Origin of the sequence: Rathayibacter sp. AY1C6 (assembly GCF_002931535.1) — a bacterium.
Taxonomy (GTDB): Bacteria; Actinomycetota; Actinomycetes; order Actinomycetales; family Microbacteriaceae; genus Rathayibacter.
The window spans coordinates 26,895-51,454 of sequence record NZ_PSWC01000019.1 but is presented as its reverse complement, the minus strand read 5'-3'; the positions used below and the strand labels follow the sequence as shown (position 1 = coordinate 51,454).

The window sequence follows — 24,560 nt, the reverse complement described above, 5'->3', positions numbered from 1 at the left end:
GTAACGGGGGTGAAAGGAAGCGCGGCGGTCTAGAGGACCGGGAGCAGCACGAGCGAGGCGAGGCCCGCGAGCACTCCACCGACGATCGGGCCGGCGACGGGCACCCAGGCGTAGCTCCAGTCGCTCGAGCCCTTGCCCTTGATCGGCAGCAGCGCGTGCGCGATGCGGGGGCCGAGGTCGCGGGCGGGGTTGATGGCGTAGCCGGTCGGGCCGCCGAGGGAGGCGCCGATCGCGATCACCAGGATGGCGACGGGCAGCGCGCCGAGCGCGGCCAGACCGCCGTCGCCCTGACGTCCGCCGCCGAAGCCGATGACGACGAAGACGAGGACGAAGGTGCCGATGACCTCGGTGACGAAGTTCCAGCCGTACGAGCGGATCGCCGGGCCGGTCGAGAAGACGCCGAGCTTGTTGGCCGCGTCGGGCTCCTCGTCGAAGTGCTGCTTGTAGGCGAGCCAGCAGAAGACGGCACCGAGGATCGCACCGATCATCTGGGCGAGGATGTAGACGAGGATCGAGACGATGTTGACGGGCACGCCGGAACCGAACTCGGTCGCTCCACTCGCGACGAGGCCCAGGGTGACCGCGGGGTTGAGGTGCGCCCCCGAGTTGTACGAGACGATCACACCGGCGAAGACCGCGAAGCCCCAGCCGATGTTGACCATGAGGGTTCCGCCGTTGAGACCCTTGCTCTTCACGAGCGCGACGTTGGCGACGACACCGCAGCCGAGGAGCACGAGCATGGCCGTTCCCACGACTTCGGCGAGGAAGACCACTCCGAGATTGTCCACGTTGACCTTTTCCTTTTCGTAAGACGGACGCGCACAGGCGTCCGCGGCGGGCTTCGATGCCCGACGGTGTGAAGTTATCGGCGCCCTGTCCTAGCGACAAGGAACGGCGCGTGCACGTTTGTGCGTTGTCACGACGGAAGCCCCGGTCGAGGTGGTCCTCGGTCCGGGGCTTCCGTCGATCCGCGCCTGATCGCCGATCAGGAGGCGGGCACGGCCGTCGGGGTCTGCACCGAGGTGCCCCCGACGTCGACGCCGTTGTACTCCTTGAGGTGCGCGATGGTCGCGTCGACCTCCGACGCGCGGGCGGCGTCGTCCCAGCCCAGCACGGCGCCCGTGTGCTCGGCGAGCTCCTCGAGGAGCTCGCGGCTCAGGCCGCCCGTGAAGGCGTGGTTGGTGCGGCGCATCACCAGGTCGATGAGGTGCACCACGCTCTCGCGCTGGGCGAGGTAGCGGATCTCACCGGTGGTGAAGTCCTTGTCGAAGTCGAGCGCCTCGTCGTGTCCGTCGGCCAGGGCCTCGATGACCTCCTGCGCGCGGGTGCCGTAGCGCTCGAGCAGCTGGCCCGTGCGGGCCGAGGAGAGCCCGGAGCGGTGCTGGCTGATCCACTGCGCGCGGGACGCGTCGGTGCGCGGGAAGCCCTTGCCGCCTCCGATGGGGGTCTTCACGGTGGAGACGCGACGGGTCACGCCGATCCGCTTGAAGACCTCGTTCGAGAGGTGCTCCGACAGGGCGCGGAACGTCGTCCACTTGCCGCCGACCAGGCTGAGCACGGGCGAGCCGTTGCCGGGGAGCGTCGAGGGCTCGATGCGGTAGTCGCGGGAGACGAAGCCCGGGGCCTCGTCGTCGTGGCGGGGCAGCGGGCGGATGCCGGAGAACTTGAAGACGATCTGCGAACGGTCCACGCGGATGGCCGGGAAGACGTGGTTGACGAGCTCGAAGAAGTAGTCGATCTCCTCCTCCGTGCACACCGCCGGCTTCGTGGGGTCGGCGTCGATGTCGGTCGTGCCGACCATCACGCGGCCCTTGAGCGGGTAGATGAGGACGATGCGTCCGTCGCTGTGCTCGAAGAACATCTCGCGACCCTCGCAGGCCTCGACCAGCTCGGGGTTGTCGAGCACGATGTGCGAGCCCTTGGTGCCGCCCATGAATTTCGTGGACGTGCCGAGGGCCGTGTTGGTGAAGTCGGTCCACGGTCCGGAGACGTTGACGACGACGTCCGCCGCGAAGGTGAACTCCTCGCCGGACTCGCGGTCGCGGAGGACGACACCCTTCTCGTCGGCGCCGACGGCCTCGACGTAGTTGGCCGCGCGGGCCTTCCTGCCGCCGATCAGCGCGTCGTGGAGCACGTCGAGCGCGAGGCGCTCGGGCTCGTGCACGGAGGCGTCGAAGTAGGTGGCGGTGTACTTGATCTTCGGGTCGAGCTTGGGGAGCTCGTTCAGCGAGCGCTTGCGTCCGTGGAACTGGTGGCGCGGGACCGTGCCGCCGTCGCGGGAGAAGAAGTCGTACATCGTGAGGCCGACCTTGATCAGCAGCGCGCCGCGCTCCTGCGGCTTGCCCGACTTGTGGGTCAGGAAGCGCAGCGGAGCCGCGAGGATGCCCGAGAACGTCGAGTAGATCGGGATCGTCGTCTGCAGCGGCTTCACGTAATGGGGAGCGATCTTCAGCAGGCCGTTGCGCTCGTGCACGCCCTCGTTGACGAGTCGGAACTCGCCGTTCTCGAGGTAGCGGATGCCGCCGTGGATCATGTGGCTCGAGGCGCTCGAGGCACCGGAGACGTAGTCGCCGCGCTCGACGAGGGCGACGTCGACGCCGTTGAGCGCGAGCTCGCGGAAGGTCCCGATGCCGTTGATGCCACCGCCGATGACCAGGACCGTGGCGCGGGGGTTGTCGCGGAGAGCAGCGACGCTCTCGCGCAGAGCGGAGTTTCCGGGAGTTCCGTCGGACTGTGCCACTTCGTACTCGCCTTCGTGTCGTAGGGGTGTCGTCGAGGCCTCCGCACCAGCGTGCACCGGGGAGATGACCGATTGATTTCGCGGAGGAATACAGCCATCCTTGACCCGACAACACATCCGGTCAAGACGGGTGGAAATCCGTGCAGGGAGCGCTATGACCCCGGTGAGACCGGTCGTCGAACTCGACGAGACGACCCACGCGACCCATCCCGACAAGACGCGGGACGCGCTGCGTGCGGCCCAGCTGTACTACATGCAGGATCTGACGATGGACGCGATCGCGCACGAGCTGCACACGTCGCGCTCCTCCGTCTCGCGCCTGCTCTCGCACGCCCGCGCGACCGGCCTGGTCGACATCCAGATCCGCTCCCCCCTCGACCGGGCGAGCGCCCTCTCGGCCGAGGTGCGGTCCCACTTCGACATCACGGCGCACATCGTGCCGGTGCCGGACCACACCAGCGAGATCGACCGGCTCGAGCGGGTCGCCCTGTCCGCAGCGAGGATCCTCGGGCAGTTCATCGACTCGAACATGATCGTCGGCATCGCCTGGGGCTCCACGATGAGCGCGATCAGCCGCCACCTGATCGCCAAGGAGACGCACAACACGCAGATCGTGCAGCTGAACGGCGCCGGCAACACCGAGACCACGGGCATCAACTACTCGAGCGAGATCCTCCGCCGCTTCGGCGACGCCTACGCGGCGAAGGTCCAGCAGTTCCCGGTGCCGGCGTTCTTCGACGACCCGACCACCAAGCAGGCGGTGTGGCGGGAGCGCTCCACCCGACGGGTCCTGGAGCTGCAGCAGCGGATGGACGTGGCGCTGTTCGGGCTCGGGTCGCCGTTCGCGGCGGTCCCCTCGAAGGTCTACATCGGCGGCTACCTGGAGCCGAGCGACTTCACCTCGCTCAGCGGCTCCGGGGTCGTCGGCGACGTCGCGACGGTGTTCTACCGGTCCGACGGCAGCTGGGACGACATCCCCATGAACGAACGTGCAAGCGGTCCGGACCTCTCCACCGTGCGCCGCGCGTCGCGCCGGATCTGCGTCGTGTCGGGCGCCTCGAAGCTGCCGGGCCTGCGCGGCGCCCTGGCGGCCGGCCTCATCACCGACCTCATCCTCGACGAGGGAACGGCCCGCGCCCTCATCTCGGACTGACGACTCCCGCCCTTCCGCGGGACGCGCTCGGGTACGCGGCACGCCGACCCAGGCGCACCGGAGCGGCGTCTCGCGGGAGCGATCAGGACTCGCGAGCGTGCGCGTCGAGGAACTCGTAGACCTCGGCGTCGTCGATGCCGGGGAAGGTCCCCGACGGGAGCGGCGCGAGCACGTGCGCGTGCAGGCGCGCGCTCGGCCAGGCGTTGCCGTCCCAGCGCGCGGCGAGCTCCGACGGGGCGCGTCGGCAGCAGGACTCGTCGGGGCAGCGGGAGAGCTCGCGGCGGTCGGTGTCGCGGCCTCGGAAGAAGCGGGCCTCGGCGAACGGGACGCCCACGGTGATCGAGAACTCCTCGGTGGCGGTCGTGCCGGTCTGCGACGCCGACCAGAAGGTCCCCGCCGGGGTGTCGACGTACTGGTAGTACTCCGTCGTCCGGTTGGTCCGGGTGAACGCGGAGCGCGCCGACCAGTAGCGGCAGACCACCTGGCCCTCGACGGCCCCGGTGACGTCGGTCGGCAGCGGCAGCCCGTCGTTCTCGTAGGCCTTCTGGATCGAGCCGTCTCCCAGCACCCGCAGGAAGTGCATCCGGATGTCGAGGTGCGAGGTGAGCAGGTTCGTGAAGCGCAGGGCGGCGGCCTCGTGGGTGACGCCGAAGCCGTCGCGGAAGTCCTCCACCGAGACGTCCCGCTCGCGCTTCGCCTCCTGGAGGAACGCGACCGCCGGCTCCAGCGGCATCAGGCACGCGGCGGCGAAGTAGTTGATCTCGAGGCGCTGACGGAGGAAGTCGGCGTAGGTCACCGGCCGCTCGTGCCCGAGGAGGCGGTGCGCCATCGCCTGCAGCGCCAGCGCCCGCAGGCCGTGGCCCCCGGGGATCGAGGCGGGCGGGAGGTAGATCCTGCCGTTCGCGAGGTCGATCACCGAGCGGGCGGAGTGCGGCAGGTCGCCGACGTGGATGATCTCGAAGCCGAGGTGCCGGGCCATCTTCGAGACGGAGCTGTGGGTCAGTGCTCCTCCGCGGTGCCCGACGGTGCGGAGCATCTCGCTCGCCACCTCCTCGATCTCGGGCAGGTAGGAGCTGCGCTCGCGCAGCTGGAGCCGCTGGGCGGTGTTGGCCCGGCGTGCCTCCTCCGGCGTGGCGCTCGCCTCGCTCCGGCGACGGGCGAGCTCGCGGTAGACGCCGAGGAACGCCTCCAGCACGGGCGTGCTCAGCCCCTTGTTGACCTTGAACTCGGGCAGGCCGAGCGAGCGGTACAGCGACCCCTTCTGCACGCGCGCCAGCTCGATCTCGAGCGCGGCCCGCTCGCTCGGCGGCTCGTCCGAGAGCAGCGCCGCCAGCTCGACGCCGAGCGCGGCCGCGAGGCGCTGCAGGAGGGAGAGGCGCGGCTCGCGGCGCCCCGTCTCGATCAGCGAGAGCTGGCTCCCCGACACGTCGACGCGCTCAGCGAGCTGCCCGAGGGTCAGTCCGCGCCGGGTGCGGAAGTGGCGCAGGCGCTGCCCGAGCAGCACGGCGTCGGAGCCCGGGGCGGGCGTCGAGGGATCGGTCACGGCGAGCTCCAGCGGTCGGTTGTGACGGAAGCGCAAAAAGGCGGTTTCTTGACCGCCTGAGCGCCGGGAATACGTCCTGATCCTCCTCCATGCTGGCTTCAGGCGCCACTGAGCGCCCCTCCCGGCCCGGCCGGCCTCTTCCCGGCTGCGGCCGGCGACTCCCCACCCCCGTCGACGACGACCACCGAAAGCGGAGCCAGCATGAGCATCTACAGCAACACCGTCCGACTCGAGCCGAGCACCATGACCGCGCCGACGTCCGTCCCCGCGCCCGTCGTGCCGCCGGCGCCCCTCGCCCTCCGCCGCTGGGTGCGCGAGACCGCCGCGATCCTCCAGCCCGACGCGATCGAGTGGAGCGACGGCTCCCCCGCGGAGTGGTACCGCCTGACCGAGCGGCTCGTCGCCTCCGGCACGCTCCTCCCGCTCAATCCGGAGTGGCGGCCCGGCTCGTTCCTGGCCCGCACCGACCCGGACGACGTCGCCCGGGTCGAGGACCGCACCTTCATCTGCACGACCGACGAGGCCGACGCGGGACCGACCAACAACTGGCGCGAGCCCGCCGCGATGAGGGCCGAGCTCGCTCCCCTCCTCGACGGAGCGATGCGCGGACGGACGATGTACGTCGTCCCGTTCTCGATGGGGCCCGTCGGCGGTCCGCTCTCGCAGCTGGGCGTCCAGGTCACCGACTCGGCCTACGCGGTGCTGAACCTGCGGATCATGGCGCGCGTGGGCTCCGAGCCGCTCGCCGCCTTCACCGAGGAGACCCCGTTCGTCCGCGGCGTGCACACCGTGGGGCTGCCCCTCCGCGACGCGGACGGCGTCACCCGCGAGGACGTCGCCTGGCCGTGCAGCCCCGTGAAGTACATCACCCAGTTCCCGGAGACGCGCGAGATCGTCTCGTACGGCTCCGGCTACGGCGGCAACGCCCTGCTGGCGAAGAAGTGCTTCGCCCTGCGCATCGCCTCGGCGATGGGGCGCGAGGAGGGCTGGCTCGCCGAGCACATGCTGCTGATCCGCATCGTCTCGCCCGAGGGACGGCGCTACCACGTCGCCGCCGCCTTCCCGAGCGCGTGCGGCAAGACCAACCTCGCGATGATGCAGCCCGCGATCCCCGGCTGGCGGGTCGAGACGCTGGGCGACGACATCACCTGGATGCGCCGCGGGGAGGACGGACGCCTCTGGGCGATGAACCCCGAGACGGGCTTCTTCGGCGTCGCTCCCGGCACCGGGGAGAGCTCGAACCCGAACGCCGTGCAGACGCTCTGGGGCAACACGATCTTCACCAACGTCGCGCTCCGCGAGGACGGCGACGTGTGGTGGGAGGGCCTGACCGACGAGGTCCCGGAGCGGCTGACCGACTGGCGCGGGCAGCCGTGGACGCCGGCGTCCGGCACGCCCGCCGCGCACCCCAACTCCCGCTTCACCGCGCCGGCCGCGCAGTGCCCGTCGCTCTCCGCCGACTGGGACGCCCACGAGGGCGTGCCGCTGGACGCGATCGTCTTCGGTGGCCGACGGGCGAGCAACGTCCCGCTGGTCACGCAGGCCACCTCGTGGCAGCACGGCGTCTTCCTGGGTGCGACCGTCGCCTCCGAGAAGACCGCGGCCGCGGAGGGCACGGTCGGGGAGCTGCGCCGCGATCCGTTCGCGATGCTCCCCTTCTGCGGCTACAACATGGCCGACTACTTCGCGCACTGGCTCGCGATCGGCGCCGAGCTCGGCGATGCGGCGCCGGCCGTGTTCCAGGTCAACTGGTTCCGGAAGGACGCGGACGGCGAGTTCCTCTGGCCCGGCTTCGGCGAGAACGCGCGGGTGCTGCAGTGGCTCGTCCGCCGCCTGGAGGGGCTGGCGGAGGCGCGGCGGAGCCCCCTCGGCGACCTGCCGGTCGCGATCGACACGCACGGGCTCCTGCTCTCCGCGGCCCAGAAGGAGGAGCTGTTCTCCGTCCCGGTGGAGGCGTGGCTGGAGGAGTGCGCGCTCACGGAGGAGTTCTTCACGCGGTTCGGCGACCGGCTGCCGCCCGAGCTGTCCGCCGAGCTCCAGGCCCTGCGGCTCCGGCTCCTCGCCGAGAAGCTGCCGCTGGCGGCCTGATCCCCCTGACCGAGCCGGCTCCTGCCGGACACCCCTGTGGCCCGCGGGCGGATCATCCCCCTTTCCTCGCACCCCCGCGGGTCCACTCCCCCCTTCCGCTCCCACGACGACGGGCACCATGACCGACCGCATCACGCTCCGCTTCCTCGCCGCCCCGCAGGACGCCACCGCCGACGGCCGCAGCGCCCAGGCCGGCCGCGTCCTCGAGTGGATCGACAAGGCCGGCTACGCCTGCGCCGTGGGCTGGAGCGGCGGCTACTGCGTGACGGCGTACGTCGGCAACGTCCACTTCACCCGGCCCATCTCGGTCGGCAACCTGATCGAGGCGACCGCCCGCGTCATCCACACCGGGCGCACGAGCATGCACGTGCTGGTGCAGGTCGCGCAGGCGGATCCGCGGACCGGCCTCTACGAGGACGCCACGCACTGCCTCCTCGTGTTCGTGGCCGTCGACGACGAGAAGAGGCCGCGGTCGGTCCCGGAGTGGCGGCCCCGCTCGATCGAGGACCTGTCCCTCGCCGAGGGCGCCGCCGCGCGCATCGAGGGCCGCCGACGGCTGCACGACGTGATGCGCGCCCAGGAGTACACCGAGGAGGGCACCGGTCCGCGGATCGTGTTCCGCTTCCTCGCGGCGCCGGGCGACGTCAACTGGGGCGGCAACGCCCACGGCGGGATCGTGATGCGCTGGATCGACGAGGCGGCCGACGCGGTCGCGCAGCGCTGGACCGGCCGCGACGCGGTGGCCGTCTACTCCGGCGGGATCCACTTCTACCGTCCGGTGAGCATCGGGCACCTCGTCGAGGTGGAGGCGCGCCTCATCCACACGAGCGCCCGGAGCATGCACCTGGCGGTGCACGTGCGCTCCGGGGACCCGCGGACCGGCGAGCTGGAGCTGACCACGCAGTGCCGGAGCGTCTTCGTGGTGCGGGGCTCCGACGGGGCGGCCGAGCCGGTCCCGCCTCTCGAGCTGCGAACCGAGGAGGACCGGCGTCTGGACGCCCATGCGCGCGAGCTGATCCTCCTGCGCGCGGCGCTGCCGCCGCTCCCGCTCGCGGGGACGGCCGGCGCTAGGGTCGGAGCGTGAAGCTGCCGATCCTCGTCCTCAACGGCCCGAACCTGAACCTGCTCGGCACCCGCGAGCCCGAGCTCTACGGCTCGGACACCCTCGTCGACGCCGAGGCGCTGGCGGCGGAGGCGGCCGAGCGGCACGGCTTCACGGTCGAGACCTTCCAGAGCAGCTCGGAGGGCGCGATCGTCGACCGGCTGCACGCGGCTCGCGGCTCCGTCTCGGGAGTGGTGCTCAACGCCGGGGCGTACACGCACACGTCGATCGCGATCCGCGACGCCGTCCTCGCGACCGAGCTGCCGATGGTCGAGGTCCACGTGAGCAACGTGCACCGGCGCGAACCGTTCCGGCAGCACTCCTACCTCTCGGACGTCGCGATCGCCGTGATCGTCGGCGCGGGGATCGCCGGCTACGGCTACGCGGTGGACGTGCTCGCGCGAGCGGCGGAGAAGCGATGAGCGGCCTCGGACGCTCCTTCGGCAGCGCGGTCGACGCCTACGACCGCGGGCGGCCCGGCTACCCCGACGACGCCGTCGACTGGATCGTGGGGCACGCCCCCGCGCGAGTGGCGGGCGCCTTCCTCCCGGAGCGGGCCCGCGCGGCGGGAGCCGACGCCTCCGATCGGCTGCGCGCCGTGGACCTCGGCGCGGGAACGGGCAAGTTCACCGCGTCGCTCGCGTCCCGCGGCCTCGCCGTGACCGCGGTCGAGCCCGACGCGGAGATGCTCGCGCGGCTCGCCTCGAATCTGCCGGGGGTCCGCCCCGAGGAGGGGACGGCCGAGGCGATCCCCGCCGCGGACGCCTCCGCGGAGCTCGTCACCGCCGCGCAGTCGTGGCACTGGGTCGACGCCGAGCGCGCGGGAGCCGAAGTCGCCCGCGTCCTGGTGCCGGAGGGCGTGCTCGCGCTGGTGTGGAACATCCGCGACGAGTCGGTCCCCTGGGTGCGCCGGCTCGGCGAGGTCGCCGGAGCCTCCACCGCCGAGCGCTTCGAGACGCTCCGGCCGCCGCTCGGCTCCGCTCTCGAGCGGGTGGCGTTCGCGGCCTTCGAGTGGTCCTTCGAGCTGGACCGAGCCGGGGTGCGGGACATGTTCGCGTCCCGCAGCTACATCATCGCGATGCCCGAGGAGGAGCGCGCCGCGGTCCTCGCGGCGGTCGACGCCGTGGTGGACGAGGAGTCGGGCGGGAGCGGGACCGTCGCGATGCCGTACTCGACGCGCGTGACGATCGCGCGCCGCTCCTCCTCCGCCTGACTCCGCGCCGCGCGCCGCGGACCGCCCCGCCCGCCGACTACCCTCGGAGGGCGCCGCACCGGCGCGAGCACCGAGAGCACGAGGAGAGACGCACGTGAGCATCATCGCCGCCGCAGACGGGTCCGCACTGGGCAACCCCGGCCCCGCCGGCTGGGCCTGGTACGTCGACGACGAGCGCTGGGCCGCGGGCGGCTGGTCGCACGGCACGAACAACATCGGCGAGCTCACCGCGGTGCTCGAGCTGCTGCGCGCGACCGCGCAGGAGGAGGAGCCGCTGCACATCCTCTGCGACAGCCAGTACGCCATCAAGGCCTGCACCGAGTGGCTGCCGGGCTGGAAGCGGAAGGGCTGGCGTAAGGCCGACGGCAAGCCGGTGATGAACGTCGAGATCATCAAGGCGCTCGACGAGGAGCTGCAGGGCCGGGCCGTCACCTTCGAGTGGGTGAAGGGGCACGCCAACCACCGGATGAACGAGGCCGCCGACGTCCGCGCCCGGAGCGCCGCGACCGCCTACCAGCGCCGGCAGCCCGTCGACGCCGGACCCGGATGGCCGACGGCCGCCGCCGCGCCCGCCGCGGCCGCCGCGCCCCCCGTCGAGGACTCCGCCACCCTCTTCTAGCCGCGTTCCCCCTGGGGCAGCCGCAGCAGCCCCGTCGCCACCAGCTCGCGCACCCGCGGCAGCACCGAGTCGGACACCGCCTCCTCCTCGACCTGGAGGAGCGAGGCGACCGCCGCCGCGATCGCCGCCACGGAGAGCTCGCCGTCGCAGGCGCCGACCACGGCGGCCAGCGCCGTGTCGACCTCCTCGACCCGGGCGAAGCCGCCGCCCTGCCGCAGCCGCAGCACCGTCGGATCGTCGTTGCCCGGCCAGTAGTGCCGCTCCTCCGTGACGTCTCCGGCGACGACCAGGGCGAGACCCGCCAGAGCGCGATCGTCGAGCGACGCGAGGGCCTCGGCCGCGTCGAGGCAGGCGGCGAGGTGGCCGCCCAGGCCCGCGGTCGCGACCGGCGTGGTGATGCGCTCGAGGCGGCGGATCGGCGGGCGGGGCTGCTCGGGCAGGCGGAGCGTGACGTAGCCGAAGCCGACGCCGGTCACCCCGCGCCGCTCGAAGTCGGTCAGCCAGGCGTCGACCAGCGCGTCGAACGCGGGGCCGCGAGTCGTGCCGCCGTCCCGGATCCAGGTCTCGGCGTAGACCGCCGGATCCTGACGCTCGCGCTCCACGACCCAGACGTCCAGCGGAGAGGCGGTCCCGCCCATCCAGGCGTCGAGCCCCTCGGGCCCCGCCTCGAGCGCCTGCTCCAGCGGGCTGCGGGCGTCGGCGAGCCAGTCCGCGATCCGGTCGAAGGCGTCCGCGCCCTCCCGGTACTCCCAGTTCCCCAGGAGCTGCGCGACACCGCCGGGCACCAGGTGCTCGGCTGCTCCGAGGATCACGCGGCGCACGATCTCGTCGCCCTCCAGCCCGCCGTCGCGGTACTCGTAGGAGGGGACGCCCTCGGCTCGCGGCGTGATGACGAACGGCGGGTTCGTGACGATCTGGTCGAAGCGCTCCCCCGCGACCGGCTCGTAGAGGCTGCCGAGGCGGAACTCGATGTTCTCGATCCCGTTGAGCGCCGCGGTGAAGGAGGCGAGCGCGAGCGCGCGCTCCGAGATGTCGGTGGCGACCACCTGCTCGGCGTGGCGGGAGGCGTGCAGCGCCTGGATCCCGCAGCCGGTCCCCAGGTCGAGCACGCGGCCGACGGGCCGCTGGATCATCAGGCCGGTCAGCGTGAGGCTCGCGCCGCCGACGCCGAGCACGTGGTCCTCGTCGAGCGCGCGGCCGAGGGCGAGCTCCCCGAGGTCGGAGGCGATCCACCAGGAGGCAGCGCCGCGCTGGTCGACCACGTCGTAGGGGCGCAGGTCGAGGGCCGCGGTGACGACGGCTCCGGCCTCGACGCGCACCAGGCCGAGCTCCACCGCCCCCTCCAGCGCGAGAGCGCCGAACGCCTCGTCCGCGTCGTCGGCCGAGACGGGATCGGCCAGGAGGAACAGGCGGGCGAGGGTGGCCAGCGCGTCGTGGTCGCCGCTGCGCTCGAGGGCGCGGCGGGCGGGGACCCGGTCGCCGCGGTGCAGCGCCTCGGCCGCTTCGTCGCCCCAGAGCCCCCGCACGGCGTCCACGCCGTAGCGGGCGCGGATCAGGTCGTCGCGCAGGAGGGCGATACGGGCTCGGTCGAACGGGTCTGCGGAGAACACCGCTCCATCCTCCTGCACACGGGTCGGCCACCGGGGCCGCCGCGGCCGTACGATCGGAGGCATGCCGCTGACCGGAGAGTACGAACCCAGCACGTCCGAGTGGGCCCGCGAGCAGGCGGAGCTCTACGAGCGGACCGGCGGAGCCGAGGGGAACCTCCTCCGCGGCCGCCCCATCATCGTCCTGACCACCGTCGGCTCGAAGAGCGGGAAGCTCCGCAAGACCGCGCTGATGCGCGTCGAGCACGAGGGCGAGTACGTGGTCGTCGCGTCCAAGGGCGGCGCGCCCGAGCACCCCGTCTGGTACGGCAACATGCTCAAGGAGCCGCACGTCGAGCTGCAGGACGGGCCCGTGAAGAAGGACTACGCCGCGAGCGTGCTCGAGGGCGATCTGCGCGCGGCCTGGTGGGAGCGCGCGGTCGCCGCGTGGCCGGACTACGCCGAATACCAGACGAAGACCGAGCGGCAGATCCCGCTCGTGCTGCTCACTCCCTGGTCCTGAGCGCGGCGGGCGGCTCGGCCCGTCGCTGAGGCGGCCGTCCTCCGGTCGAGGACGCGCCGCACGGCAGGCGCCTCATGCGGGCGGCGAGTCCAGCGGATCCGGTCCGGCCTCAGACCCGGGCCGCGATGAGGTCGAGCACCTTCGGGCTCGAGAGCAGCGCGAAGTGGCCGACCACCGAGACCGCGATGTTCTCGCGCGCCCCGGCGAGGCGGCTCCCTCCGGGGATGTACTGGTCGCGCATCCCGTAGATCGACGTGATGCGCGCGTCGGCCTCGCGCTCGGCCAGCAGGGTGCGGATCAGCGGGCGGTGGGGCGCGAACTCCCGGAGCGCCCGCGCCGGGGCGATCCGTGCGAGCGACGAACCGTTGAACGGGGTCGAGACGGCGATCATGCGCTCGATCCGCCCGTCCTCGCGGTCGTCGACGACCATCATGTGCTTGCCGATCAGGCCGCCCTTGCTGTGAGCGACGACGACGACTCCGCGCAGATCGTGCTCGCGCAGGTAGTCCTGGCCGAGTCCGGCCGACGCGACGATCGGCCGCGTGTTGTAGCCGAGCGCGGGCAGCACGTGGATCGGATGGCCCGCCGCGTGCAGCCTCTCGGCGATGGGCCGGAGGAACTGCCACGTCTCGTAGATCCCGGGGATGAGCAGCACCGGAGCGCCGTCGCCGGACGCGTACCGCGACACGTCCCAGCCCTCCCGCAGGTGCACGAAGCGCGAGCCGTAGGCGTAGCGGTAGTCGCGGAGGTACGCGCGCCGCAGCGAGGTCGAGCGGCGCGGGCGGGCGGAGTCACGTGCCGGCATGGGCCCGCTCCAGCTCCGCGATGTCGAGGCGGCTCATCGCGAGCATCGCCTGCAGAGCGCGCGCGGACGCCTCGGGGTCGGCGCCTCCGAGCAGACGCGGGAGGACCTCCGGCACGATCTGCCAGGACAGCCCCCAGCGGTCGCGGAGCCAGCCGCACCGGCTCTCCTCGCCGCCGTCCGCGATCAGGGCGTCCCACAGCCGGTCGAGCTCGGACTGGCCGCCGACGGTCACGACGATCGAGACGGCCTCGGTGAACGGGAACCGCGGCCCGGCGTTGATCGCCTGGAACCGCTGCCCGTCGAGCTCGAACGTCACCGACAGCACCTCGCCGGGCGACGGGGAGCCCTCCGGCAGCACCTGGCTTCCGGTGATCCGCGAGTTCGGCACCAGCTCCGTGTAGAAGCGCGCCGCCTCCCCCGCGCCGTCGTCGAACCAGAGGAAGGTGCTGACCGCGCCCATCGGAGTCTCCGTCCTGCGCGGGAGGGTCTCCGCGGCTCCCTCAGTGTGCCGCGGAGGCGCCCTCCCCGCGACGGATCACAGCGGGTTGACGCCGAACGCCGTGGCCAGCTTGTCGATCTTCTTGGCGCGGCCCAGCCGGGGCAGGTCGCTGCCGTCGCGGATGACGCGGCCGCGGGCCTCGAAGTCGTCGAGGAAGTCGCGGGCCCAGGCGACGTCGGACGGCGTCGGGCTGATGACCTCGTTGATCACGGCGAGCTGCTCGGTGTCGAGGCAGAGCTTCCCGGTGAGGCCGAGCGAGACCGTGAGCGCGGACTGCTCGCGCAGCACGGGGTGGCTGTTCGAGACGGTCGGTCCGTCGATCGGGCCGGGCAGATCGCCGATGCGCGAGGCGACGACCAGGCGCGAGCGCGGGTAGGCCATCGCGAGGTCGTCGGCGCTGGTGCCGGTGTCGCGGCGGTAGTCGCCGCTGCCGAACGCGAGGCGGAAGGTGCCGCGGGCGCGGGCGATCGAGACCGCCTCCTCGATGCCGAGGGCGGACTCGACCAGGGCGAGCACCGGGGTGGAGCCGCCGAGGCGGTCGAAGGTCTCGGTGACGTGCTCGGCGGCCTCGGTCTTGGCGAGCATGACGCCGGCGAGGCCGGGCAGGCCCTTCAGCGCGTCGACGTCGTCGGACCAGAACGGGGTGGAGTGGTCGTTGATGCGGACCCAGGCGCGCTTCTCGCCGGTCAGCCACTCCGCGACGTCGGTCCGCGCGTCGGGCTTCGCCTTGGGGTCGACCGCGTCCTCGATGTCGAGGACGATCTGGTCGGCGCGGGACGCGTGCGCGGAGTCGAACGTCTCGGTGCGGGTGGCGTTCACCAGCAGCCAGGAGCGCGCGATCTCGGGGGCGACGTCGCGCCCCTTCCGCTTCGCGATGGCGGTGGTGGTGGTCTCGGGCAACGTCACGTTCGGGTCCTCTCGGTGGCGCGGTCCTCGCTCCGCGGACGCCACCGCTCTGCGACGGCGCCGGGGACAAGGGTAGCGGCTCCCCGTCGGCGGGGCTCCGGGCACTCCGGCGTCTCTCCACTCCGGGGCTGCGACGCCCCGAGCGCTCCGGATCAGCGGCCCTCCGGGCGCTCCCACAGCGTCAGCACCGTCGTCGGCACCCGGATCCGCTCGCGCGCGACGAACCCCGCCTCCGCGAGCACCGTGTCCGCCTCGCCCTCCGGCAGCGCCTGCCAGACCCGGTCCTCCCCGGCGAGCGCGGCGAGCAGGGCCTCGCCCTCCAGGAGCACGTCGGAGTACGTCCCCGTCGTCCCGTACGGAGCGGCGAGGGCGACGTCGTCCACGCCCGCGAATGCCTCCGGGTAGGCGGCGAGCGCCAGGCGGGGCCGGAGCGAGACCGTCCCGGAGGAGCCGAGGAGGACGGCGTCGCCCGGACGGGCCCGCTCCTCGACGGCGGCCGCCAGACCGCGGAGGTCCTGCCCGGCCGGCTTCCCGGTGACCGTGCGCATCTGCACGAGGACCGGCAGTGCGGCCACCGCGATCAGGGCGAGGAGGGCGACGCCCGTCCGGGCCCTGAACGAGTCGAGCGCGAGGCCGAGGAGGACCGCGAGGGCGGGCGTGCTCGACGCGAGGTAGCGGGGGGTGAACATCGGCTCGACGAGGAGGGTCCCGAGCACCAGCACCGCCGTCGGCAGCACGATCCAGAGGACGAGTGCCGGCAGGAGCGGCCCGCGCAGGCCGCCCCGCACCGCGGCGACCGCGAGGAGCGCGACGGCGGTCCCGGCCAGCCACCACGCGGATCCGAAGAACGGCTCGACCAGGACGGTGAACGCGGTCACGGGCTGCGAGCGGAGCCAGCCGACCTGACCGCTCTGCCCGGCGGCGAGGAGCAGCACCGGCACGGCGCCCAGTGCCGAGAGGGCGCTCGCCGTGAGAGCTCTCCCGGCACCCCGGGGCGACGCGGCCGCGGCGAGAGCGACGAGAGCCGGCAGCACCAGCACGGAGTAGAGGAACACGGCGTTCGACAGTCCCGCGACGACCGCGAACGCGATCCAGCGCAGGGCGCCTCCGGAGCGGGCCGCCCGCACGACGAGGACCGCCGCTCCCACCACGAGCGCGGTGGCCAGAGCGGAGGATCGCGCCTCGGTCCCCGAGAACGAGGACCGCGGGAGCAGCACGAGCACCGCGGCGGCGAGGAGTGCCGCCCGGGGCCGGTCGAACGAGCGCAGCAGGACGACGACGCCCGCCGCCGCCGCTCCCGTGGCGACAGCGGACGGCGCGCGCACCGCGAGCTCCGACTCCCCGGCGATCGCGATCCAGCCGTGCATCAGCAGGCCGTAGACCAGGTGCACCGCGTCCTTCTCCTGCAGGAAGCCGAGGAGCTCCCCCACCGGGAGCCGTGCCAGGCGGAGGGTCGCGGCCTCGTCGTTCCAGTAGGAGGGGATCCAGGATCCGACGAGGGTCAGCGCGGTGGCGAGGGCGAGGACCGCGCTCGCGGGCAGGGTCCGGAGCGCGCGCATCCCGCCAGCGTAGAGGCCGGGCTCAGTGCGCCGAGCGCTCGGCGAGCCCCTTCGCGTACGCGGCCTGGCCGACGTGCTGCGTGTCGTCGTCGATCACCGAGACCAGCCGCACCCCGAGAGTCACCGGCGGATCCCACTGCTCGTCGACGACGCGCTCGAGGTCCTCGTCGCCGAGCGTGTCGAGGAGGGCGAGCGTCTGCCGGTGCACGGCGTCGGCGTACTCCGCGAGCAGCGCGGCCGGCACCGCGGCGAGCGCCGCCACCTCGGCCGGCTCCTGCCCGTAGCCGGTCTCGTCGGGCCCGAAGGGCAGGCCGGACCGGCCGTGGAAGCCGTCGGCCGTCCACACCTGCTCGTGGCCGGCGAGCGGGGCGAGGTGGTCGTCCTGCACCCGGACGAGATGCCAGACGAGCCAGGCTGGCGAGTTCGAGCGGGCGTCCGCGCGGAACGCGAGCTGATCGGGGGTGCTGTCGTCGAGGACGGCGTGCACGTTCTCGTGCACCCGGCCGAAGGCGTCGCGGAGGAGGTCGATTGCTGCGCTCATGCCGCCAGCCTGCCGCTCCCGCGCCCGGTGCGGCACCCCCTCCGCGCGCCTCGGAGGAAGTGCGGAGGCGGGTGCCCGATACTCGGCCCGTGACCTCCCGATCCTCGAACCTGGCGACGAAGCCGTGGCTGACCTCCTACGCGGAGGGCGTGCCCGCCGAGATCGACCCTCCCACCCAGACCCTCGTCGACCTGCTCGAGGACTCGGTCGCGCGGTACCGCCGCGGCACCGCCCTCGAGTTCTTCGGCGCCGAGACCAGCTACGCCGAGCTCGGCGAGCGGGTCGCGCGCGCGGCGGAGGGCCTGCGGCGCCTGGGCGTGCGCGCCGGCGACCGCGTCGCGCTGGTGCTCCCGAACTGCCCGGAGCACGTGGTGGCGTTCTACGCCGCTCTCCGCCTCGGAGCGATCGTGGTCGAGCACAACCCGCTCTACACGCCGCGCGAGCTGCGGCGGCAGTTCGAGGACCACGGCGCCCGGTTCGCGGTCGTCTGGGACAAGATCGCCGACGTCGTCGCGACCATGCCCGCCGACCTGGGCATCGAGCGCGTCGTCTCCGTCGACCTCACCCGCTCCTTCCCGCTCGGCAAGCGCCTGGCGCTGCGGCTCCCCCTGCCGTCGGTGCGCCGGTCACGCGAGAAGCTCACCGCGACCCCCCGCAGCCGCTCCCTGGTGCCCTTCGCGTCGCTGCTGAAGAACCGCCGCATCGCGCGCTCGCACCCCCGCCCGGTCCTCGGCGACACGGCCCTGCTGCAGTACACGAGCGGCACCACCGGGACGCCCAAGGGCGCGATCCTCTCGCACGCGAACCTCCGCGCGAACGCCCTGCAGGGCCGCGCCTGGGTGCCGGGCCTGCGCGAGGGCGACGAGACGTTCTACGCGGTGCTCCCCCTGTTCCACGCCTACGGCCTGACGCTGTGCCTGACCTTCGCGATCAGCATCGGCGCGAAGGTCGTGCTGTTCCCGACCTTCGACGTCGGCCTCGTGAAGGCGGCCGCGAAGTCGTCGCCGCCCACCTTCCTCCCCGCGGTGCCGCCCGTGTACGACGCGCTGGCCCGCGCCTCCGAGCGCCACGAGCTCGACCTGCGCGGCATCCGCTTCGCGATCTCGGGAGCGATGAGCCTGCCGGTCGCGACGGTCGACCGCTGGGAGCGCGCGAGCCGGGGACTCCTGGTCGAGGGCTACGGCATGACCGAGAGCTCGCCGGTCGCCCTCGGGAACCCGGTCGGCCCGACCCGCCGGCCCGGCACCGTGGGCGTGCCGTTCCCCAGCACGACGATCCGCCTCGTCGACCCCGCCGATCCGTCGGTCGACCGCGGCCCGGGCGAGTCCGGCGAGCTCCTGCTCCGGGGGCCGCAGGTGTTCCAGGGGTACTGGAAGCGGCCGGAGGAGACGGCCGAGGCCCTCCTCCCCGGCGGCTGGCTGCGCACGGGCGACATCGCGACCGTCTCGGCCGACGGCTTCGTGACTATCGTCGACCGGGCCAAGGAGCTCATCATCACCGGCGGTTTCAACGTCTCCCCCTCCGAGGTCGAGGGAGTGCTGGAGTCGCACCCGGACGTGACGCGCGCGGCCGTCGTCGGGCTCCCCCGCGAGGACGGCGGCGAGAGCGTCGCGGCGGCCGTGGTCCTGCGGGCCGGGACGGCCGTGGATCCGGAGGCGTTGCGCGACTTCTGCCGGCTGCACCTGACGCCCTACAAGGTGCCCAAGCGGATCGTCCCGGTGGACGAGCTGCCGACCTCGCTGATCGGCAAGGTGCTGCGCCGCCAGGTGCGCGAGAGTCTGCTGGACTGAGGCGACCGGAGCGGGCGGTGGCCCGCGAGGAGGAGGACGACATGGCGAGGATCGTGCAGTACGAGCGGATCGGCGGGCCCGAGGTGCTCGAGACCGTCGAGGCGCCGGAGCCCGAGGCGGGGCCCGGCACCGTGGTGGTCGCCGTCCGCGCGGCCGGCGTGAACCCGATCGAGTGGAAGGTGCGCTCCGGCCTGCGCCCGAGCCCGCCGTTCGACGGTCCGCGGAGGCTCGGGTCGGACGGCTCCGGCGTGGTCTCCGCCGTCGGTCCGGGCGTGACCGGTTGGAGCGTCGGAGACCGGGTGATCGTCAGCGGCGCCACCGGCACCTACGCGACCGCCGTCGCGGTCTCCCCCGACTCCCTCGATCCGCTCCCCGACGGACTCGGCTTCGAGGAGGCGGCCGCGCTCGGCATCCCGGTCTCCACCGCCTACCAGGCGGTGGTCTCGCTCGGCGTCGCGGAGGGATCGACGTTCGTGGTCCACGCGGGCGCCGGCGCGGTAGGACGGGCGGCGATCCAGTTCGCCGTCGACCGCGGAGCCCGGGTGATCGCCACGGCGAGCCCGGCGAACCACGAGGCGCTGCGCGCGCTCGGAGCGGTGCCGGTCGCCTACGGGCCCGGACTGCTCGAGCGGCTGCGCGCCGCGGCGCCCGAGGGCGTCGACCGTGTGCTCGACGCGGCCGGGACGGACGAGGCGCTCGCCGCCTCGCTCGCGCTGGTGGAGGATCCGCAGCACGTCGGAACGGTGGTCGCCGGTCCTCGGGCGGCCGAGCTGGGCATCCGGGCCTGGAGCGGCGGCAGTCCCGTGCCGCTGACCGAGGAGGAGCAGCGCCTCCGCCGTGAGGGCGTGCCGCTGGCCGCCCGGCTGGCGAGCGAGGGGCGCTTCGCGGTCGCGACAGGTCCGCGCCTCCCGCTCGAGCAGGCCGCAGAGGCGCACCGGGTCAGCGAGGACGGCCACGTCCGCGGGAAGATCCTGCTCGTTCCCTGACCCGGGCCGGCATCCGGCATCCGTCTCCCCACCGCTTCCCCCGCTCTCACCGTCGAGAAGGAGTCCCCGTGTCCACTGACGACACCACCCCCGTGATCCTGGGGGGCGCCCGCACCCCGTTCGCCCGCTTCTCCGGAGCCTTCGCGCCGCTCTCGGGCGTCGAGCTCGGCGCCGCTGCCATCCGAGGGGCTCTCGAGCGCTCGGGCGCCTCCGCGGCCGACGTCGACGCGGTCCTGCTCGGCCAGGTGATCCAGGCCGGAGCCGGTCAGGGCCCCGCCCGGCAGGCCGCGGTCCTCGCGGGCCTGGGCTGGGACGTCCCGGCGGTCACGATCAACAAGCTCTGCCTGTCGGGTCTCACCGCGGTGATCGACGCGGCGCGGATGATCCGGCTCGGCGAGGCGCAGGTGGTCGTCGCCGGAGGGCAGGAGTCGATGACCAACGCGCCGCACCTCCTGCTCGGATCCCGCTCGGGCCTGGGTGTCGGTCCGCGTCCGCTCGAGGACGCACTCCTCCACGACGGCCTGCTCGATCCGTTTGACCGCCGCCTGATGGGGAGGGTGACCGACGACGGCAACGCCGCACGGGGCATCCGCCGCGAGCGCCAGGACGCCTTCGCCGCGCTCTCGCACCAGCGGGCCGCCGCGGCACGGTCCACCGGCGTGCTCGCCGAGGAGATCGTGCCGGTCGCGGTTCCGCAGCGGCGCGGACCGGACCTCGTCGTGTCCGCCGACGACGGGATCCGGGAGGACAGCACGGTCGAGACGCTCGCCCGGCTGGCCCCCGCGTTCTCGCCCGAGGGCACGATCACGGCGGGCAGCTCGTCCCCGATCACGGACGGCGCCGCCGCGCTGGTCGTCGTGTCCCGCGGCTGGGCCCGCGAGCGCGGACTGCCCTGGCTCGCGACCGTCGCCGAGCACGGGCAGGTCGCCGGACCGGACAACTCCCTGCACTCGCAGCCGTCGGCGGCGATCCTCCGGGCGCTCAGCCGCCGCAGTGCAGCGGTGTCCGACCTGGACCTGATCGAGATCAACGAGGCGTTCGCCTCCGTCGTCCTCCAGTCGGCGGACGATCTCGGCGTCGAGCCCGAGGCGGTCAACCCCGACGGCGGGGCGATCGCGCTCGGCCACCCTGTGGGCGCCTCCGGAGCACGGCTGGCCCTGCACCTGGCGCTGGCCCTCCGGCGCCGGGGCGGCGGTCTGGGCGTCGCCGCGCTCTGCGGCGGAGGCGGCCAGGGCGAGGCGCTGATCCTCGAGGGCTGACCGGCGGTCCGCCCCCAGGAGCGCGTCGGCGCCTCCGGCTACGCTCGCGGGATGAGCATCCTGAGCGCCGACGGCCTCGCCTTCGTCACCGAGCGCCACCTGGCCACCCTCTCCACCCCCGGCCGCCAGGGCCGCCTGCACGTGGTCGCCGTGGGCTTCACCTACGAGGACGGCGTCGTCCGCGTCATCACCTCCCGCGAGAGCCAGAAGGTGCTCAACGTCCGGCGGGGCGGCACCGCGACGGTCGGGCAGGTCGACGGCATCCGGTGGCTGAGCCTGGGCGGTCCGGCGACGATCGAGGAGGAGCCGGACGCCGTGCAGCACGCCGTCGAGCTCTACTCCCAGCGCTACCGCACCCCGCGCCCGAACCCCCTCCGCGTCGCCATCCGCATCGACGTCGACTTCGCCCTCGCCTCCTCCGGCCTGCGCGCGGAGTAGCCGGGTGGCCCGCGGCGACGCGCTGGGCGGGGGCGGTGCCGTCTCCTCCCTCCGCACCTACCGCTACGTCCGCCTCTCCCTGGTGGCGGCCGTGGTGCTCCTCACGGCCGGCCTCGTCCACCAGCTCGTCGTCGGAGGCCCGCTGCGCTCGATCAGCGCCTCGTACTACACCCCGGTCCGCTCCCTCTTCACCGGGGCGCTCTTCGCGGTCGGCGTCGCGCTGGTCGTCCTCGCCGGGAGAAGCGTGCGGCGCTTCCTCCTGCTGCTGGCGGGCATGACGGCGCCGGTCATCGCGATCGTGCCGGTGCCCCTCGCCTCGGAGGAGCTGCAGCGCCTCCAGGGAGCGGTGTGCCCGGCGGGAGGGGCGTCGTGCCTTCCCGCGACGGCCGCGGGTGAGGTCGCCGCCTCCCTGCCCGCCTACCTGGTCACGGCCGCGGCCGTCCTCGTCGCCTCCGTGATCCTGCTCGCCCTCGACGGGGTCCTCGACCGCTGGGCGCTCGTCCGCACCGCGATCGCCGCCGCCCTCCTGATCGTCCTGGCGGCCTGGAGCACGCTCCCGTCGTTCCTGCGGCTCGGCCACTACGCCGCCGCCGGCGTCTTCTTCCTCCTCATCGCCGTCACCGCGGGTCTGCACGCCGTCGCGGTGCGCGAGGAGGGAGCGAGCGGGCCGGGGACGCCGCGCTTCTACTCCCGCTGCTACGCCGTTCTCGCGGTGCTGATCGCCGCGGTCGATGCGGCGCTGGTGCTCCTGCTTCTCACGGGGCGGGGAGCGGAACTTCTCGGCGAGCAGTGGCTCCTGCTCGGCGAGGCCGTCGCGCTCGCCCTCTTCGGGATCTTCTGGGTGCTGCAGACCGTCGAGAACTGGGATCGTCCCGACGTGCTGCTCGTCGCGCGGGGCTGAGGGGGCCGGTGACGGACGGCCCCCTCAGCCGCTCAGCGCTTGAGGGTGATCGAAGAGCTCCGCCCGAGGTTCCCTGCGGCGTCGTAGGCGTGCGCGACGATCGCGTACCGCCCGGCCGGGTAGGAGGAGGCCGAGACGGTCAGGCGCCACGTGCCGTCCGACGCCCTCGTCGCGTCGCCCAGCCGCGTGGCTCCGCTCCAGAAGCTCAGCTTCGTCGTGCCGACGTCGTCCTTGGCGGTGGCGACCAGGGTGACAGAGCCGCGCACCGTCGATCCGCTCGTCGGCGCGGTGATGACGATCTTCGGAGCCGTGGTGTCGCGCGACGGCGCGGGCGAGCCTGCGGGTGCCGGAGCAGGAGCCGCGGTGGGCGCCGACGTGGGAGTCGGAGTCGGAGCCGGAGCCGGTTCGTCGCCGAGGCCCCAGGCCGTCCACAGCTCCTCCGCGATCATCCCCTGGCCGGCGACGTTCGGGTGGAAGTAGTCGACGTCCGTCGAGAGCTGATCGAGCGAGATCGGAGCCGCCGTGAGGGCGCCGCCGTCCCAGACGCAGTCGTTCGCGGCGGATGCGCAGGCCGATTCGAGTGCCTCGTTGAAGTCGGCCTCCCGGTCCTCCGCCGCCGCGAGCGAGGCGGTGTAGGCCGAGCCGGTCAGCGGGGCTCCGGTCGTGGCGTCGACTCCGCGCTGGGTCCGGCAGACCCCGCCCCAGGCCCAGATCGCGGCGCCCGGCGTCGGCTTCACGGCCTCCCACTCCGACTCGATGTCCGGGACCGAGCCGACGAGCACCGTCGCCTCCGGCCACTCCTCGCCGATCGAGCGCAGGATCCGGGTCGCCGACGCGGCGAAGGAGGCCGCGGGCGTCATCGCGTAGCCGTCGCGGGAGTCGGGCGAGAGGCTCAGCGAGCAGAGGTCGTTGCCGCCGATCAGCAGCGTGACCACGTCCGGCTCCTCCCCGGCCGCGACCGCGGCGTCGATCCGCGACTCGACTCCGCTGATGACCGCGCCCGACTTCGCGTAGTTCACCGCGCGGACCGCCGTCCGCGGATCCGCCGCCGCCATCCGGTTCGCGATCGAGTCGACCGCGGGCGCCGATCCCGTCGCCCAGGAGTTCTCGACGCAGTCGCGGTTCACCCCGCAGGTCGTGGCCGCGCGCGTGATCGAGTCGCCGAGCGCGAGCAGCGTCTGCGTCCCGGACGCCTGCGCCGGCGGTGCCGCCAGGAGCCCCGCCAGGAGCGCGATCGCCCCCGCGCCGACCCCTGCCGCTCTCCGCCGTGCCCTGTGTGCTGTGGTCCCCATGTCGTCCCGTCCCCTGGTCGTCCATCGTTCGAGTGCCTCGCGTGCTGCGAGAGCACGAGGGGCGAGCGTACGTCGCCGCGGATCCCCCGACGGACCGGAGGAGGGCGGCTCCCGCCCGGCGCGGCCCGGATGGGGGACACGGAGGACGCACGGAGGCGAGCGGCCCACAGCTTCGGGCGCCCGATCGTCAGGACCTGCACGGCCGGCCCGCGCGCTCTCCCGCCCGGAGAGCACGTGGACCGACGGCTCCTCCTCGATACTCTGAAGCGACGATCGGCCGTCGCCGTGGAGGGAAGAGGGATCAGCATGGACTACTCGAACGAGGACGATCTCAAGCAGAGGATCGGCATCGACTCCTGGAGGAATCTGTCGAAAGAGAAGTTCATCGCGTTCGCATCCGAGCTGCCGAACATGAGCGAGGAGCTCGCCCTGAAGGTCGTCGAGCAGTTCCCGGATTTCAAGAATCTCGTCCTCGACTCGTTCAGTGAAGTGCGAGATCAGGCGAGTTCAGCCGTTCGAGCCAACTGGAAGAGTCAGAAGAAGGTTCACAGGGCCTTCGCCGAGTACCGCGCCGTCCTGAACCGCGAACTGGATCGTGACACCCTGAGCGCGGCGGACCGCTATTCGGTCCTTCGGCTGTTCAAAGAAGCGATCGACGACGAAGCGCTCAAGGATTCGGAGCACAAGGCGTTCGTGCTCCGGGCACTGGGCATCGTCGCGATGGTCGCAGTCGCCGGAGTCTCGACAGGAGTCGCCGTCCTCGGCGGTCGAGCCAGGATCGGCGGAGACGCCTAGTACCGAGTGCCGATCAAACGGACCACTCCTCCGCCGACGAGCGCGTCGAGGCCGCGAGGCGGTCGACTCGCCGAACAGGCGAGGTTCCCGATCCGGCCGCCGGCACAAAGCAGAAGGCCCGCTCTCTCGAGCGGGCCTTCCGTTGTGGTGGATCCGAGGGGATTCGAACCCCTGACCTCTTCATTGCGAACGAAGCGCGCTACCAACTGCGCCACGGACCCG

At 73.1% G+C, this 24,560-nt stretch carries 23 protein-coding genes and 1 tRNA gene; 13 read left to right on the top strand and 11 right to left on the bottom strand.

Features of this window, described 5'->3' with window-relative positions; genetic code table 11:
* Nucleotides 1–29: 29 nt before the first annotated feature.
* Nucleotides 30–740 carry an MIP/aquaporin family protein gene (locus C5D36_RS12140; protein WP_374952909.1) on the bottom strand — a complete coding sequence of 237 codons (711 nt, stop codon included), beginning with the start codon at nt 738–740 and terminating at the stop codon, nt 30–32.
* 245 nt (nt 741–985) lie between these two features.
* Nucleotides 986–2,740, bottom strand: a complete 1,755-nt coding sequence (locus C5D36_RS12135; RefSeq protein ID WP_258061232.1) for a glycerol-3-phosphate dehydrogenase/oxidase — start codon at nt 2,738–2,740, stop codon at nt 986–988.
* A 154-nt stretch (nt 2,741–2,894) separates the two neighbouring features.
* Here C5D36_RS12135 and C5D36_RS12130 point away from each other — a divergent pair, with 154 nt between their 5' ends.
* A complete protein-coding gene (locus C5D36_RS12130) occupies nt 2,895–3,893 on the top strand; it encodes a sugar-binding transcriptional regulator (protein ID WP_104223198.1) in 999 nt (332 codons plus the stop codon).
* A gap of 82 nt (nt 3,894–3,975) precedes the next feature.
* Here the strand turns inward: C5D36_RS12130 and C5D36_RS12125 are convergent, their stop codons facing one another.
* The gene (locus tag C5D36_RS12125; RefSeq protein ID WP_104295935.1) at nt 3,976–5,436 is read right to left on the bottom strand and encodes a helix-turn-helix domain-containing protein; all 1,461 of its coding nucleotides are present in this window, start codon (nt 5,434–5,436) and stop codon (nt 3,976–3,978) included.
* A 243-nt stretch (nt 5,437–5,679) separates the two neighbouring features.
* On the opposite strand from C5D36_RS12125, the gene C5D36_RS12120 reads away from it, so the two are divergent.
* The 5 genes from C5D36_RS12120 to C5D36_RS12100 all read left to right on the top strand — a co-directional run bounded on the left by C5D36_RS12120 (nt 5,680) and on the right by C5D36_RS12100 (nt 10,458).
* Entirely contained in the window at nt 5,680–7,524 is a 1,845-nt protein-coding gene (locus C5D36_RS12120) for a phosphoenolpyruvate carboxykinase (GTP) (RefSeq protein WP_104295945.1), read from the top strand.
* 118 nt (nt 7,525–7,642) lie between these two features.
* Nucleotides 7,643–8,608, top strand: coding sequence for an acyl-CoA thioesterase (locus tag C5D36_RS12115; protein WP_104295934.1), 966 nt, complete (start codon nt 7,643–7,645; stop codon nt 8,606–8,608).
* Nucleotides 8,605–9,048 (top strand): type II 3-dehydroquinate dehydratase, encoded by a 444-nt coding sequence (gene aroQ, locus C5D36_RS12110; RefSeq protein WP_104226430.1) that lies wholly within the window; start codon nt 8,605–8,607, stop codon nt 9,046–9,048. The genes C5D36_RS12115 and aroQ overlap by 4 nt, the downstream gene beginning before the upstream one ends.
* Nucleotides 9,045–9,839, top strand: coding sequence for a class I SAM-dependent methyltransferase (locus C5D36_RS12105; RefSeq protein WP_104295933.1), 795 nt, complete (start codon nt 9,045–9,047; stop codon nt 9,837–9,839). Before aroQ ends, C5D36_RS12105 begins: the two co-directional genes overlap by 4 nt.
* 94 nt (nt 9,840–9,933) lie before the next feature.
* A complete protein-coding gene (locus C5D36_RS12100; RefSeq protein ID WP_104223203.1) occupies nt 9,934–10,458 on the top strand; it encodes a ribonuclease H in 525 nt (174 codons plus the stop codon).
* Here C5D36_RS12100 and C5D36_RS12095 read toward each other — a convergent pair.
* On the bottom strand, nt 10,455–12,068 hold the full coding sequence (locus C5D36_RS12095) for a methyltransferase (RefSeq protein WP_258062935.1): 1,614 nt from the start codon (nt 12,066–12,068) through the stop codon (nt 10,455–10,457). The genes C5D36_RS12100 and C5D36_RS12095 overlap by 4 nt on opposite strands.
* A 61-nt stretch (nt 12,069–12,129) precedes the next feature.
* Between C5D36_RS12095 and C5D36_RS12090 the strand changes: the two genes are divergently transcribed.
* Complete coding sequence (locus tag C5D36_RS12090) at nt 12,130–12,567, top strand: nitroreductase family deazaflavin-dependent oxidoreductase (RefSeq protein ID WP_104223205.1); 438 nt, start codon at nt 12,130–12,132, stop codon at nt 12,565–12,567.
* Nucleotides 12,568–12,676: 109 nt separating this feature from the next.
* On the opposite strand, the gene C5D36_RS12085 is transcribed toward C5D36_RS12090, so the two are convergent.
* The 5 genes from C5D36_RS12085 to C5D36_RS12065 all read right to left on the bottom strand — a co-directional run bounded on the left by C5D36_RS12085 (nt 12,677) and on the right by C5D36_RS12065 (nt 16,877).
* On the bottom strand, nt 12,677–13,372 hold the full coding sequence (locus C5D36_RS12085; protein WP_104223206.1) for a triacylglycerol lipase: 696 nt from the start codon (nt 13,370–13,372) through the stop codon (nt 12,677–12,679).
* Entirely contained in the window at nt 13,359–13,832 is a 474-nt protein-coding gene (locus C5D36_RS12080; protein ID WP_104246703.1) for a VOC family protein, read from the bottom strand. The genes C5D36_RS12085 and C5D36_RS12080 overlap by 14 nt, the downstream gene beginning before the upstream one ends.
* 75 nt (nt 13,833–13,907) lie before the next feature.
* The gene (locus C5D36_RS12075; protein WP_219812598.1) at nt 13,908–14,771 is read right to left on the bottom strand and encodes a CoA ester lyase; all 864 of its coding nucleotides are present in this window, start codon (nt 14,769–14,771) and stop codon (nt 13,908–13,910) included.
* Nucleotides 14,772–14,929: 158 nt separating this feature from the next.
* Nucleotides 14,930–16,336, bottom strand: coding sequence for a glycosyltransferase family 39 protein (locus C5D36_RS12070; RefSeq protein WP_104295931.1), 1,407 nt, complete (start codon nt 16,334–16,336; stop codon nt 14,930–14,932).
* 22 nt (nt 16,337–16,358) lie between these two features.
* Nucleotides 16,359–16,877, bottom strand: a complete 519-nt coding sequence (locus C5D36_RS12065) for a DinB family protein (protein ID WP_104295930.1) — start codon at nt 16,875–16,877, stop codon at nt 16,359–16,361.
* A gap of 89 nt (nt 16,878–16,966) precedes the next feature.
* Between C5D36_RS12065 and C5D36_RS12060 the strand changes: the two genes are divergently transcribed.
* The 5 genes from C5D36_RS12060 to C5D36_RS12040 all read left to right on the top strand — a co-directional run bounded on the left by C5D36_RS12060 (nt 16,967) and on the right by C5D36_RS12040 (nt 22,251).
* Nucleotides 16,967–18,667, top strand: coding sequence for a long-chain-fatty-acid--CoA ligase (locus C5D36_RS12060; protein WP_104295929.1), 1,701 nt, complete (start codon nt 16,967–16,969; stop codon nt 18,665–18,667).
* Nucleotides 18,668–18,708: 41 nt separating this feature from the next.
* Nucleotides 18,709–19,653: an NADP-dependent oxidoreductase gene (locus C5D36_RS12055; RefSeq protein WP_104295943.1), complete on the top strand. Its 945-nt coding sequence runs from the start codon at nt 18,709–18,711 to the stop codon at nt 19,651–19,653.
* Between the two features lie 68 nt (nt 19,654–19,721).
* Nucleotides 19,722–20,912, top strand: coding sequence for an acetyl-CoA C-acyltransferase (locus tag C5D36_RS12050; RefSeq protein ID WP_104295928.1), 1,191 nt, complete (start codon nt 19,722–19,724; stop codon nt 20,910–20,912).
* 51 nt (nt 20,913–20,963) lie between these two features.
* Complete coding sequence (locus C5D36_RS12045; protein ID WP_104223212.1) at nt 20,964–21,350, top strand: pyridoxamine 5'-phosphate oxidase family protein; 387 nt, start codon at nt 20,964–20,966, stop codon at nt 21,348–21,350.
* Nucleotides 21,351–21,354: 4 nt separating this feature from the next.
* Nucleotides 21,355–22,251, top strand: coding sequence for a hypothetical protein (locus C5D36_RS12040; protein WP_104295927.1), 897 nt, complete (start codon nt 21,355–21,357; stop codon nt 22,249–22,251).
* A gap of 32 nt (nt 22,252–22,283) precedes the next feature.
* Here C5D36_RS12040 and C5D36_RS12035 read toward each other — a convergent pair whose 3' ends face one another.
* Nucleotides 22,284–23,543, bottom strand: coding sequence for a GDSL-type esterase/lipase family protein (locus tag C5D36_RS12035; RefSeq protein ID WP_104295926.1), 1,260 nt, complete (start codon nt 23,541–23,543; stop codon nt 22,284–22,286).
* 234 nt (nt 23,544–23,777) lie between these two features.
* Here C5D36_RS12035 and C5D36_RS12030 point away from each other — a divergent pair, with 234 nt between their 5' ends.
* A complete protein-coding gene (locus tag C5D36_RS12030) occupies nt 23,778–24,338 on the top strand; it encodes a hypothetical protein (RefSeq protein ID WP_146083738.1) in 561 nt (186 codons plus the stop codon).
* A 145-nt stretch (nt 24,339–24,483) separates the two neighbouring features.
* Here C5D36_RS12030 and C5D36_RS12025 read toward each other — a convergent pair.
* A tRNA-Ala gene (locus C5D36_RS12025) sits at nt 24,484–24,559 on the bottom strand.
* Nucleotide 24,560: the final 1 nt, after the last annotated feature.